This window comes from Paenibacillus sp. SZ31 (genome assembly GCF_012912005.1).
Taxonomy (GTDB): domain Bacteria; phylum Bacillota; class Bacilli; order Paenibacillales; family Paenibacillaceae; genus Paenibacillus.
This window is the reverse complement of the sequence record NZ_JABBEA010000003.1, coordinates 455,536-469,463: the sequence shown is the minus strand read 5'-3', so window position 1 is coordinate 469,463 and position 13,928 is coordinate 455,536. Positions and strand designations below refer to the sequence as shown.

General features: G+C 47.9%; 11 protein-coding genes. 7 read left to right on the top strand and 4 right to left on the bottom strand.

Annotation, left to right across the window (positions count from 1 at the left end; translation table 11 throughout):
• On the top strand, positions 1-1,668 hold the full coding sequence (locus HF638_RS09495; protein ID WP_169479967.1) for a hypothetical protein: 1,668 nt from the start codon (positions 1-3) through the stop codon (positions 1,666-1,668).
• Positions 1,669-2,094: 426 nt separating this feature from the next.
• Here HF638_RS09495 and HF638_RS28795 read toward each other — a convergent pair whose 3' ends face one another.
• Positions 2,095-3,309, bottom strand: a complete 1,215-nt coding sequence (locus HF638_RS28795) for a Leu/Phe/Val dehydrogenase (RefSeq protein ID WP_169479966.1) — start codon at positions 3,307-3,309, stop codon at positions 2,095-2,097.
• 346 nt (positions 3,310-3,655) lie between these two features.
• Here HF638_RS28795 and HF638_RS09485 point away from each other — a divergent pair, with 346 nt between their 5' ends.
• From HF638_RS09485 to HF638_RS09475, 3 genes are all read left to right on the top strand, one after another.
• A complete protein-coding gene (locus HF638_RS09485) occupies positions 3,656-4,171 on the top strand; it encodes a DUF2179 domain-containing protein (RefSeq protein ID WP_062836740.1) in 516 nt (171 codons plus the stop codon).
• Positions 4,172-4,461: 290 nt separating this feature from the next.
• On the top strand, positions 4,462-5,889 hold the full coding sequence (locus HF638_RS09480) for a pectate lyase family protein (protein ID WP_169479965.1): 1,428 nt from the start codon (positions 4,462-4,464) through the stop codon (positions 5,887-5,889).
• Between the two features lie 234 nt (positions 5,890-6,123).
• Positions 6,124-6,801, top strand: a complete 678-nt coding sequence (locus HF638_RS09475; protein WP_169479964.1) for a hypothetical protein — start codon at positions 6,124-6,126, stop codon at positions 6,799-6,801.
• A 75-nt stretch (positions 6,802-6,876) separates the two neighbouring features.
• Here the strand turns inward: HF638_RS09475 and HF638_RS09470 are convergent, their stop codons facing one another.
• The 3 genes from HF638_RS09470 to HF638_RS09460 all read right to left on the bottom strand — a co-directional run bounded on the left by HF638_RS09470 (position 6,877) and on the right by HF638_RS09460 (position 10,465).
• Entirely contained in the window at positions 6,877-7,953 is a 1,077-nt protein-coding gene (locus HF638_RS09470; RefSeq protein ID WP_348982090.1) for a substrate-binding domain-containing protein, read from the bottom strand.
• Positions 7,954-8,093: 140 nt separating this feature from the next.
• Positions 8,094-9,278, bottom strand: coding sequence for a glycoside hydrolase family 130 protein (locus HF638_RS09465; RefSeq protein ID WP_169479963.1), 1,185 nt, complete (start codon positions 9,276-9,278; stop codon positions 8,094-8,096).
• Positions 9,275-10,465, bottom strand: a complete 1,191-nt coding sequence (locus tag HF638_RS09460; RefSeq protein WP_169479962.1) for an AGE family epimerase/isomerase — start codon at positions 10,463-10,465, stop codon at positions 9,275-9,277. The genes HF638_RS09465 and HF638_RS09460 overlap by 4 nt, the downstream gene beginning before the upstream one ends.
• A gap of 224 nt (positions 10,466-10,689) precedes the next feature.
• On the opposite strand from HF638_RS09460, the gene HF638_RS09455 reads away from it, so the two are divergent.
• From HF638_RS09455 to HF638_RS09445, 3 genes are all read left to right on the top strand, one after another.
• A complete protein-coding gene (locus HF638_RS09455) occupies positions 10,690-12,003 on the top strand; it encodes an ABC transporter substrate-binding protein (protein ID WP_062836745.1) in 1,314 nt (437 codons plus the stop codon).
• Between the two features lie 195 nt (positions 12,004-12,198).
• Positions 12,199-13,086, top strand: coding sequence for a carbohydrate ABC transporter permease (locus tag HF638_RS09450; RefSeq protein WP_169479961.1), 888 nt, complete (start codon positions 12,199-12,201; stop codon positions 13,084-13,086).
• 2 nt (positions 13,087-13,088) lie between these two features.
• Entirely contained in the window at positions 13,089-13,922 is an 834-nt protein-coding gene (locus tag HF638_RS09445; RefSeq protein WP_169479960.1) for a carbohydrate ABC transporter permease, read from the top strand.
• Positions 13,923-13,928: the final 6 nt, after the last annotated feature.

The window sequence follows — 13,928 nt, the reverse complement described above, 5'->3', positions numbered from 1 at the left end:
ATGGAGGAATCCTCCGACTTCCGCACACTCAAGATTCTGGATCGCTTTCGTCCGCTCATCGCCAGAACAGGGGCGGATTATGATGTGCTGCGTCTGATTTTGCGAGTGAAGTTCCAGATGGATCAACGCAGAGTACCTACCATTTTGTCCAACAATTCAGGGAAAAAGGAGCGCAAGGAAGGTAATCAATTTCTTCGTTCCCTGTGGTTGTATGGATTAATGGGACTGTTGATGGTTCCCTTCATCGTCTGGGATGCGGGCCATTTCATGCTTCAGATGGGTCTTGTGTTCGGCATATTAATGTTTATGATCATGACGTCCATGATCTCGGATTTTTCCTCTGTGCTGCTGGACATTCGGGATCGCAATATCATTATGACGAAGCCCGTTAATGGGCGAACGGTGGGTATGGCCCGAGCCATCCACGCAGGCGTTTATCTACTATTGCTAACGGGTTCATTAACCGGTATACCGCTAATTGCCGCGTTGGTGACGCATGGGATCGGCTTCTTTCTGATTTTCCTTGTAGAACTGATTCTGATCAATATGCTGATTTTGGTGACAACGTCTCTGATCTATCTGTTCATGATGAAGTTTCTGGATGGTGAGAAGCTGAAGGATATGATTAACATGGTACAGATTTTGCTTTCCGTGGGGATTGCGATCGGTTATCAGCTGGTTATCCGTTCGTTCAGTATTATTGATTTTGGTATGGTATTTACCCCGGCATGGTGGCAGTTGCTGTTACCTCCGTTATGGTATGCGGCCGCATATGAATGGTTGTTTGCAGGGGGTGGTAATGTGTGGATCTATACGTTCACAGCACTTGCAGTCTTGGTTCCTGTGGTGAGTCTGATCGTATATGTGAAGCTTATGCCTGCCTTTGAACTGTATTTGGAAAAAATGGCACATTCGGGTCAGTCCTCTGGACGCAGACGCGGAAGATGGGATCGGTTGATCTCCAAGGTGGTTAGTCGTTCCAGAGAGGAGCAAGCTTGCTTCCGTCTGTCAGCCAGCATGATGCGCAGTGAACGGGAATTCAAGCTGAAGGTGTATCCATCGCTTGGTTTATCATTTGTCTTACCTTATGTATTTTGGTTTACCGAATTGCAATCTTCTACCTGGGCAGAGTTTAGGCAAAGTTCATTCGTATACACCTTTTATATTGTGCTAATGCTGGTTGTTACGGTCGTAGTCATGCTGAAATTTTCGGGACAATATAAGGCGTTCTGGACCTTTCGCGCTGCACCGATGGCAAATGATAGCGCGTTATACAAAGGCGCTCTGAAGGCGTTCTTGTGCAACATGTTCCTGCCTATATTTCTGGCGAATGCCGTTCTGTTTACCTGGACATTTGGATTACGAATACTGCCGGATATTGCGATAATTATGCTGACAGCTACAGCGCTTGTACCACTGGCAGGCAAGTTGCTGCTGCGTAAGCCGCCGTTCTCCCAATCCTTCAGTGTGGCGCAGCAAAGTGATGGTTGGTATGTATTTGCCGCTCTCCCTGTGCTTGCTATGCTTTGGGGAGTCCATGTCTTTTTCCGTTCCGTGTCAGGGGGCGTATGGATATATGGTGCGCTTCTGATCATAGCGAATGTGTTGCTGTGGACGCTACTGTTTCGAGAGAAGAAGACAGCGAAGATTAGGTCGGTTGCAGTTTAAGGATTGAGTAGTAGAGTAAGAGCGCTAAACGATAAGAGAGGGTAAAAGAGCTAACTTAGACGCTGATGTCGAGGTTAGCTCTTTTGATAAGTGATGCTACCCCCAAAGAAACCTTCGCCGCAGCGCTAACGAACCTGAGATAACCTATTGGGGGGAATAATCAGAAAAATAAATTCTAACGAATCTCAGTAACGCTATCCTTCCGAAAAGTAGCTATTTAGCTTGGAAAAGGACCAATCTAGGCGAAATAGTGCGTCTGAGATTCGTTAGAATGGAGTAAAGCAGTGGAGGCTCTCTTTCAGTACGTCGAAATGTCGAAATCCAGTGAAGCTATAATGAGTTCCAGATATGCTATAGCTTTGAACATTAGAGTGACGAAGAATGTGTGGGCGGTGTGAATATACATAGGTAGCAGGGTTGGATGCCCTATTTCTTATGGCTTGACCGGAGGATGGATTCTGCCAGCCGATCAGCTGCATCGGCTGTGGAAATTGCAGAATGCGCAGCTTCTGCATATACCTTGCTCAGCGTGCCTGAAATCCCCGCCACCTTTTGGCGGATCAGGTCAGGCCCGGCGCCTTCCAGCTCGTAGGCGGTGGAGATGATTCCGCCTGCGTTGAGCACATAATCAGGCACGTACAGAATGCCGCGCGCCTGCATGCGGCCTGCAACCAGCTGTCGTTCACTCAGCTGGTTGTTGGCCGCCCCGGCAACGATGGAGCAGCGCAGCTCCTCCACCGTTGCCGGGGTCAGTACGCCCCCTAGGGCACAGGGGGCGAAAACCATGCAGTCAGCGGCGTGAATATGGGCCGGATCGGCCAAGATGGCGCCGCTGAACTGCACAAGGGCACGTTGTACACGCTCCGGTACAACGTCTGCCACAATGAGCCGTGCCCCGGCTGCATGCAGGTAACGGCACAGGGCATACCCGACCTTGCCCAGTCCCTGGACGGCAACGGGAATGCCCTGCAAAGATGCAATGCCTTGCTGGCGCAGCGAGGTCACAATGCCGATGTGTACGCCATAGGCGGTCATCTCGGCAGTGAAGTCATCCTGCGCCCCAAGCGAACCCGTGGTGTCCGTCACATGTGCGGTCTCCAATCGGATCTGGTCCATGTCTGTCGCCGTGGTACCCAGATCAAGACCGGTCACGTACCGTCCGTTCAGCCGCTCCAGACAACGACCCAGTGCGCGAAAGCGCTGCGCCCGCCTGGATACGTCCGTATCCAGGCTTTTATCTATACGATCAGCACCCTGATCGGCGACGACTTCCCGTTCCGTGGCAGCGGCCTTTCGTTGCTCTACCCCTAGATCTCTAATGACCTGCTCACCACTAACAGACTCGCAACTACCATCATTCGGTGCCGCATCTTTCACAAAAGGCACATTCCATATGACCACTTTCCCGCCACCATACGGCAGTCCGGAGATTGCATTTTTGTACGTCATGCCTTTGGCAAGCTTCACGGCGTCCTGAACAGCCGCTTCCTCGGACGCATACGTCCAGTAGCGGCATCCGCCGAGCGCGGGTCCAAGGACCGTGTTATGAATGGCAATGACCGCCCTCAATCCACTATCTGCATCATGGCAAAAAATGAGTTCCTCCATGCCTTCCCACTCCATCTCCTGCCATAGCTGCATGACGGTACCCCCTTTTTGTTTTGACCCATCCATCCTGGTTCTGACCTGTTATCCTGTGTGATCGTGCTTGGCTTTTTGTTGATACAGCATATTCACAGGCACCGGTTTTCGACCCTGGGACCTCCGCCGGGTTGATAATCGGTACAAACGGTTCTATAATGGCAGTTCCGGCATGCCAGAGAGCAGAAAATGCCTACGAATTGACACCCAACCGTTTAGAATGAGGGTATAACGTCCAATGATGGAGATAGAGTGAACGTACAGGAAGTGTAGATGAAACAAAATCGTCGAGTATACGCAGCAAAGGGCCAATTTCGATGTGAAGGCCAGGAAAGAGGGATTTTGATTGTTTAAAATATTGGTATTTATCTTTTTGATCCAGATTGTGTACGTATCGGCTTATACACTCCGGATGATTCTGACACTCAAAGGACAGAAATATATCGCGGCACTCATCAGCATGGGTGAGATTGTGATCTATGTGCTTGGTCTGAATCTGGTACTCAAGTATCTGACCCAGCCTTCTGCCTTAATCGTCTACGCGGTGGGTTACGGACTTGGTGTGTTGCTCGGAGCCTGGATTGAAGAAAAGATTGCACTCGGTTACGTTACCGTTAAAGTAATCTGTAATCAGATGGGCGGCAACGTTGCTAATGCCTTGCGGGATAAAGGGTACGGCGTCACCGCATGGGTGGGCAGTGGACGGGATGGGGATCGGCTCGTCATGGAGATTCTGGCAAAACGTAAAAACCAGAAATTGCTCTACCAGACAATTCTCGATCTGGACCCCAAAGCATTTGTCATTACCGTGGAACCCAAACAGTTCCATGGCGGCTTCTGGACACGTTCCATCAAAAAGTAAAATCGAGCAGGTCTGCAGCAGATGCAGTCCTGCTTTTTTGGTTTCATTTTATCCGACACCTTCTTGTTGCCTCGATGTATCCCTAAAACCTCACTTCCAAAGTTAACTCCGTACGATTCAAGGTTGCTTACAGTATAAACCCTTACCATACCAGCCTTTCCTAACCACATGTGAGATAGGGATTATTGTTGTAATCGCTTTCAACATATACATTAAGAACATGTCCTTCGTAACTTGGCATGGCAGCGATGGACGAATGTCATCATCATATTTCGGGAGGAATGGAATCTATGAAAACTAAATTTAGAAGCTTATGCAGCACAGCCTTGGCTCTAACGTTGGGGTTAACTTTATTGTCCGGACCGGCAAGTGTAAAGGCAGCGGGCAACGCAGACTACAATCTCACAGGCTTCTCCCAAGGTAATGCGGGCGGCGGCATCGTCAGCGAATCAAACACAGCAACGTATAAGAAAGTGTATAATGCGACCGATCTGGCATTGGCGCTGAAAAAGAACTCCGGTGTCAAAGTCGTTGAGATCATGAACGATCTGAATCTGGGATGGAATGAAATTCCGAGCGCAGCGCAGACTTCTCCTTTTGCCAAGCATAATGATGCGTTGACGCATCCCGTATTGAAGCAGACAGGTGTCAGCAAGCTCACGATTGACGGTTTCAATGGACTCACTATTTTCTCTGCTAACGGCTCCAAAATCAAACACGCTGCGATCAGCGTGAAACGAAGCTCGAATATCATCATCCGCAACCTGGAATTTGATGAGTTATGGGAATGGGATGAATCCACCAAAGGGGATTACGACAAGAACGATTGGGATTACATCACCCTGGAGGAGAATAGCAACGTATGGATTGATCACTGCACATTTAATAAAGCCTATGATGGACTCGTCGATTCGAAAAAAGGAACCAGCGGCGTGACCATTTCCTGGTCCCTCTTCAAAGGGGATGACGGCAGCTCGAACAGCTGGATTACCCAGCAGATTAACGAATTGGAAGCGAACAAGGCTTCCTATCCCATGTACAACTACCTGCGCAGCAGTGCTGTAGGTCTCAGCAAAGCTGATATTATCGCGATCTCTGGACCGCAAAAGAAAGGACATCTGGTCGGTTCCACCAGCCTGGAGTCGGCTAACGCCAATCTGTCCATGACGCTGCACCATAACTTGTACAAAGATATTCAGGACCGGATGCCACGCCTGCGTGGAGGCAACGCACATGCATACAACATCGTGATGGATGCAACAGGGGCACGTTCCGCTAAAGCTAAAATTACAACGGCGATGGCAACAGCGATTGCATCCAAAGGCTATAAGTTCGATATTATTGGTAACGGGGCAATCTCTACGGAGAGTGGGGCCGTATTAGTTGAAAAATCAATCATTAAGGACGTTCTGTACCCTGTTCGCAACAATCAGACCGATCCCGCAGATGCCAACTATACTGGAAAAATCAGAGTGACCGATACCATGTATTCTTTGGATGGAAGCTCATTCCGTGGCAGTAGTGATACGTCTGGCAGCCCGTTGGCGCCAATCCCGGCCGTGGTAAAATCGTTCTCCTGGAACGGCTTTTCGTCACTCCCATACAGCTACACTACGGATGATCCATCCACGCTGAATGCACGCCTCACGGCTTCCAATGGTGCGGGTTCGGGTAAATTGACCTGGTCCAAGGATAATTGGTTGAAGACAAGTTATTAGACGATGATGTGATTTAAGTCTGAACAAACGAGTAGACATCAGAGTAACCTGTTGCTTTTTCATTCTTCAAACAAGGAAAAGAGTGCTCCTGCAGCTACGATAGCCGGGGGTGCTCTTTTTATATAATTTAGCTCCATATACAGTTTGGCGGCCGTTTAAAGAGTGATTCCTTGTAATTTTACTTACCGGTAAATATAATTTATTAGAATTGACCAATAAGGATGGTGAAGCAGCTTGGATGTATGGATATACTCCGCACTTACTCTTGTTTATTTGATACTTGTTGTTTGGATGGCCGTCGATTTAACCCATAGGAAGCAATGGCTCGCGTATTCCAGTTTTCAGCTATTCGTAGCGTTCAGCTTGGCATACGACAATGGAATTATTGCTATAGGTAATTTGATAGGGGATGGGGAAGTGTTAATGGTTCTCAGTAGCCTTCGATTTTGGCTACATGCCTTTGCTACCCCTACCCTTATTCTTGTTGGCTACCATATCTTGCGCAGCTCAGGTGCCAAGTTTGCCAATAGAAGTATAACGAGTGTGGTAGCATGGCTGATAACTTTAGGTCTGGTTATCTACCAGATTGTAGGTTTTACTTTATCTGAGGTTAAAAATCTCAAAGTTACAGAAGAGTATGGAGTACTGAGATATATGGCAGAAGGTCATGGAGGTCCGCCGATGATGGTGATCATCGTGGGGATTGTTCTGTTATTTGTTAGCCTGGTCGTTCTTTTCAAACATAAATGGGTTTGGCTGTTTGTTGGAACTGCCTTGTTGTTTGTAGGGCAGTTAATCTCCCTGCCAGTGGAAACCGGTACTTTAACCAATGTGTATGAGCTGATCCTTATCCTCTCGATTTGGAGAACGATTACATTTTTGATGGATTCAACAGATCATCGCCGTCGTTAAGCTCCAATGCATCAGAAAAGACTGGCCAGTAAGATAAAGGCCAGTCATCTGTGTTCGTTTATTTCATTTTTTTGTTCAAGTATCCATAGTATCTGATGAGGCAGACACAGTACTCACCGAGTCACGATAGATGATGTTGCCTTTCACATGTACACGGCCGAAACTGCGGTTTGGGTTGTCGACCTTTTTGAGCATGGACTGAACTGCCGTGCGTGCCATCTGTTCCACATCCACTTCGACGGTTGTGAGCTTGGGATCGGAGAGCGTGGCATAGATATCATTATCAAAACCAACAACAGAGCATTGGCCAGGCATCTGAATATCCATGGAAGTCAGTTTCTGAACGAGCAGATGAGCGACCTGATCACAGTTGCATACGAAGGCCGTTGGCAGCTGTTCCGGCAGATCAATCTCAATAAACGTACCCCGTTCATCCCGATCATTCAGAACCAGTTCCGGATTCATCGGCAAGCGATGTTCCAGTAAGGATTTGTAGTACCCGAGGAATCGGTCCTGGATGCTGCTCGTGGAATACAGGTTCCCTACATAAGCAATGTTACGGTGGCCCTGCTGAACCAAATAGTTCGTCAGCTCATAGGCAGCGTAGAAGTTATCGGTAACGACGGAATCGATGTCCGAATGTTCATCGTAGAAGTCGAGAAACATTTTGGGAACCTCCATCGATCGCACCAGTTCAATATACTCTTTGCTGATCTGTCCGAGCACGATGAAACCATCGACCTTGTTATCGCTGTACAGTTTGGGCAACGTTAATTCTTCCTCATCCTCCACATTCAGAATGTGCAGAATGCCGTAGTAGCCCTGTTCCTCCAGATGTTTGGTGATGCGCTGGAACACGCGTACATAGAACGACTGCGTCGGCCCGGTAAATCGCTCCGGGATAATTACGCCAATATTATGGGTTAAGCCTTCCTTCATGGAACGGGCAGCGGCATTATACCGATAACCCATTTCAACAGCAAGCACTTTAATTTTTTCCTTTAATTCGCCACTCACGCCATCTTTATCATTCAATGCTTTCGAGACGGTCACACTGCTGACCCCGAGCCTGTCGGCGATATCCCGCATGGTGATATTGTTCTTCAGTATGGTCGCCTCCTTCAAGCCGGTATAGGCACAATGTGCTGTCACTATGATGAACACTTTCTTCCAACATAATAACAATCCATATCAGTATACATCGTTACCCACTTGGAATAAAGCCATTCTGGCTGTTGTTTCGCTAATTTTCAGCACATTGCAGGTTTCCCTGAGAGGACGCTCTACCGATGTTATGTTAATTGTTTCTGTAAAAGCTTCTCATTCTGTTCAATCAGCTGACCCCGCTGGCTGGCACAGTTCAGGGAACGATATGGATCAGCCGGTGTATTAAACGTATAATCGACTAGTTTTTCCAATGTGGTTGTTGCCACATGACAGCGGGTATCACTGGATGCGTAATAGATAAAGACTTCTTCCTGCTCATTGACCACAGCACCGTTGCAGAAAATAACATTGGATACATCGCCTACACGCTCGTCGTCATAAGGGGCAATGAAGTGGCCGCCCGGCTTGGCGATAATACGCGCCGGATCATTCAGATCGGTGGCAAAGGTGTATAACACATAACGCAGGCCTGCCGCAGTGTTCCGAACTCCGTGAGCGATGTGAATCCAGCCACGATCCGTCTTGAGCGGAGCAGGGCCCTGACCGTTTTTCACCTCATAGACTGTATGATATTGCCGTTCGTCGATAATAGTCTCTTCATGAATGACCGGGTTCAAGATATCCTCACACAGACCGAAGGCGATTCCGCCGCCGCTGCCTGTTGAGATGAAACCGTCCTGTGGACGGGTGTAGAAGGCATACTTTCCATCCACGAATTCCGGGTGCAAAACGACATTGCGCTGTTGAGGGGAATTCGTTGTAATGTTGGGCAACCGTTCCCAGCTTGTGAGATCGCGTGTACGAACCAGTCCTGCCTGTGCCACTGCGCTGGATGTATCAAATGCAGGAGCATCAGGGTCTTTGCGTTCCGAGCAATAGATGCCATAGATCCAGCCATCTTCATGTTGAACGAGGCGCATATCATACTGATTGGTTTCATCCGCATCGATATCTTCCCAGACCAATGGTTTACCCGTGAAACGGAATCCGTCGATACCATTATCGCTCTCGGCGAGCGCAAAGATTGATTTGCGATCCAATCCTTCCGTGCGGATGACCATGACGTATTTTCCATTGAAATAGATGGCTCCCGGATTCAGCGTTGCGTTAATGCCCAGGCGTTCCATGAAATGCGGGTTGGTAGTCTCATCCAAATCGAATCTCCAATGCAGCGGTACATGATGGCGAGTGATAACCGGATATTGGTACCGATCATATACGCCGTTGTAGAAGGAAGAATTGATCTCATTAGGCCGAGTAAGCAGCTGCTCCTGTTTCTCCAGTAACTCCTTGTATTTCGGGTGTATCATTCTGATCCCATCCTCTCAATTAGTTCAATACAGAATCTGCTATTGTGATACGGGCATTTCCACGGTCCGGCAATTTCGCTCTGATCCGGTGTTCCGTTGCCGTCAACCGACCAGTACCATTCCCCACCAGCGCGCTGATCAATGATGTTTTCTTTGGTATAGGTCCACAAGCGTTCCACTCTCTCCAGAAACAGTGGATCCCCTGTACGCTGATATGCATTATAGAACCCGACCATCGCCTCCGCCTGAACCCACCAAATGCGCTTCTCATCGATATGTTCACCTTCTTGTTCATTAAGCAGGGAACCATCGGCATTCACGGCTACATTGGAGATGTTGTAGGCGATATCTGTAACCATCGCCGCATACTCTGGATGTTGTTCCAGCCCCAGCACTTTCAGTGCTTCGTCAATCAGCCAGCTGGCTTCAATGTCATGTCCGAACGAGCGCAGATCGATGATGGATTCCCACTGTTTGTTGAAAAATACCCCGAGAAACTTGGTGTCTTGGTCATACACCCGTTCATACAGAATTCCAAGCAGGCGTTCCAGCGCCGCCTTTACTTGTTGATCCGGCCACACGCGATAGAGCGTGGTGTAGGCCTCTAACACATGGATATGCGTATTCATGGTGTAATCCGCAATCACCCCATTTTCGCTCAGCATTTCATTGGGCTGTTCCTTCCAGGTGCGATCAAATTGTTCCTTGTACGCAGGTAGTTCGGCATCTAGACCTTTGTCCTCGATTAGAGCAAAAAGCGTTTTCGCAAGTTCCAATGCAGAAGTATCCCCGGTAGCTCGATAGTACTCACTGAGTGAATACACGCCGAATGATTGCGTATACACATGTTTGCTCGTGTCGAGCGCTTCCCCTGTGTAATCTACCATCCAGTACATACCGCCATATTCGGTATCCATCACATGGTCAGCGAGAAAACGATATGCATGTTCAGCGTGATCGCGCCATCTTTCGTTTCCGGTAACCCGATAGGCAGCTGCAAAAGACCATAGTTGCCGTGCTGTGGCGATCCCGCCTTTGGGTGCCTGTGGATTCACCTGAAGATCGTTGCCGACCCAGCCGTAGAATCCACCGTGGGTTGTATCTTTAAGGTTGGACCAGAAGGGTAAAATCTGCTTCTCCCAATGCGTCTTAATCTCAGATTGAAGTTCGGTTGTTTTTGTATTCATAAGTGAGCGCTCCTTCAGAATGTTACATCAATCACATTTAGTTAAGTTAACGGTAACTTTATTAATCAATATTAGTGCTCTGAAAAACAGATGTCAACGAAATGCATCGCAATTTTTCTTGTTAAGTTATAAATAATTTAATTGACAGGTAAGCGTTACCATAATAGAATTCATTTTGTAACCTTAACGATAACTTAATTAACTTAAGAGAGGGGTCGAAACAATTGAGAAAAAACAAAGGTTGGATGATGTTGCTGACGATGCTACTCATCACTTCACTACTTGCTGCATGTTCATCCGGAGGTGGATCTTCGCAGGCAGGGGAGGAGATCAGTACAGATCCGGCAGATATCAAGGGTGAAATTACCGTCCTTACCCAACGTACAGATATTGTTGATACCGTATTCAAAGATTACGCTGCTGAGTTCAATAAGGAATACCCGGATGTCAAAGTAAACTTTCAGGCACTGGCCGACTATGAAGGACAAGTGAAAATCCGTATGAGCACTAAGGATTACGGTGACGTCTTGATGATCCCGACCAGCGTTCCGATCGCGGATATCCCGGACTTTTTCGAGCCGCTTGGCACGTACGATGAATTGAAAGACAAATACACCGCCATTGAAGAACGTATGGTAGATGGCCAGGTATATGGTATCCCTACGGTCATCACGTTCTCCGGCATTATTTATAACAAACAGGTCTTCAAAGACGCAGGCATTACCGAATTGCCAAAAACACCGGAGCAATTCCAGGCTGCGCTTCAATTGGTCAAAGACAATACTGATGCAGTTCCGCTCTACACCAACTATGCATCCGGCTGGGCTCTCACTCAATGGGAATCGGACCTGCCAACCGTTGCAGGCAGCGTGGACTACGTGAACGTGGACCAACCGAATACAGATGAAAACTTTGTGCCTGGTCAGCCGCACTATGAACTGTACAAAGTGCTCTATGATGCAGCCAAGAACGGTCTAATCGAGAAAGATCCAACGACAACCGACTGGGAAAGCTCCAAGGCTGATCTTGCCAAAGGCAAAATTGCCACGATGGCACTTGGCTCTTGGGCGATCACACAGATCCAAGGGATGACGGATACACCAGACGACATCGGATTCCTTCCTTTCCCTACGAATGCAAGTGAGGTTGTGGTTCCGCTCTCCGCGGACTATAACATTGGCATGAACGTAAACAGTGAAAACAAACCTGCTGCTAAAGCCTGGATTGACTGGTTCCTGGCGAAGTCGAACTACGCAGTTGAACAAGGCGGAGGTATGGATGCAGACAAGAATGCTGAATTGCCACCCATTTTGGATCAATATAAAGATGTGAAATTCTCCACACTTACACCTGCCAAAGAAGGCCAGGAAGGTCTCGTTGATAAGATCGATAACGAAGGTGAAATTGGCCTCTGGCAGCCTGACTTCAAGAAACGCATTATCGAAGCAGGTATCGGTAACCGCAAGGAATCGTATGACGACATCATGAAAGATCTGAACGACAAGTGGGTCAAAGCACGGGCAGAACTCACGAAATAATTGGATTAACGTAAGTGGATCAGGTGATGAATGGACTGCTGGGATATAGGAAGCCATTTATGAATGGAGCATGGAGTATGTGGTATTTGAAAGCATGATACCCATACTCATCCCCGGCAGTTATTCCGCAGGAATTCCATTGGACGGGAGTCTTTCGATATATAGGCGGGTGAACCGCTTGGAGGTGTGGAGAGCATGAAGTACTTAAAGGTTTCGAATTGGGGTTACTCAGCGCAACGCATATTTATCATCTGTGCCTTCTCAATTATTCCGCTGGCGTTGCTGTTCACGTTTGCGTATTTACCTGTCATTAACATGTTCAAATACAGTTTCACCGATTGGAACGGATACAGCAAAAGGTTCGATTATGTTGGGTTTGAGAACTATACGCGCATCTTCAGTGATCCGGAATACTTCAAAGTATTTATTGTCAGCTTGTACTACTTTGTGGCTACGTTCTTACAGATGGGCTTGGCACTCTACTTTGCCACGATCCTGAGTTTCAAAGTCCGTGGAAAAAACTTCTTCAAAGGCATATTGTTCTTCCCATATTTGCTGAACGGTGTAGCCATCGGTTTTATCTTCCTCTTTTTCTTCAAACCGGACGGCACACTTGATATGCTCATGCATGCTGTAGGACTTGGACAATATACGCAGCTCTGGCTCGGTAATCCGAATATTATCAATGTGTCACTTGCAGGCGCATCGGTATGGAGATACATGGGCTTCAACTTTATCATTTTCCTGGGAGCGATCTCTTCCATTCCGAAGGATGTGTATGAAGCATCGGATATTGACGGGGCCAATCGCTGGCAGCAATTCCGCCATATCATCCTGCCAAGTATAACGCGTATCCTGCAGCTTAACCTGATCTTGGCCATTAGCGGCGCAATTAGTGCGTTCGATATTCCATATATCATGACCGATGGTTCCAACGGCAGTATGACATTTGTAATCCAAACGGTTCACTTGGCATTTAAATATGGCAAGCTGGGACTGGCATCCGCCATGGCAGTCGTGCTGCTCATGATCGTTATTCTCGTTACGCTCGTGCAGCGCGTCACCATGAAAGGGGAGGAATAAACATGACACAACTCAAATACACCCTTGCGAGCGTGGTTAAATATGCTTCCCTCATCCTTGCAGCATTTATCGCACTGTTACCCATCGTGGTCATCCTGTTTGCATCACTCAAAACGAATGCGGAATACGCCACCAGCAGCCCGCTTGCTCCACCAGCCAACTGGCTGAACTTTGCGAACTACGCGAAGGCTTTTGTGGATGGTAACATGCTGGTCGGTTTCAAAAATACAATTATTATCCTGGTCATCTCCATTATAGGGGCGACCTTAACCGGTTCCATGATCGCATATGTACTGGATCGGTTCAAATTCAAAGGCAAGAAAATCATGGTCGCGGCATTCCTGCTCGCTACCCTGATTCCAAGTGTTACGACGCAGGTCGCCACATTCCAGATCATCAACGCGCTCGACCTGTTTAACACACGCTGGGCGGCCATCGTGATGTACCTGGGTACAGATATCATCGCGGTTTATATTTTCCTGCAGTTCCTTGGCTCCATCTCAAGTGCACTGGATGAATCCGCCATGCTGGACGGCGCTTCGTACTTCACGATCTACTGGAAAATCATTCTGCCACTGCTGAAACCGGCCATTGTGACGGTCATTATCGTGAAGGGTGTGAACATCTATAACGACTTCTACACACCGTTCCTGTACATGCCGAAGACCGATCTACAGGTCATATCCACCGCCTTGTTCAAATTCAAGGGACCGTTCGGATCGCAGTGGGAAGTCATCAGCGCCGGCATCATGATCGCCATTATTCCAACGATGATCATCTTCCTCCTGCTACAGAAGTACATCTACAATGGCTTCGCGCAAGGCTCAGTTAAATAAAAATCC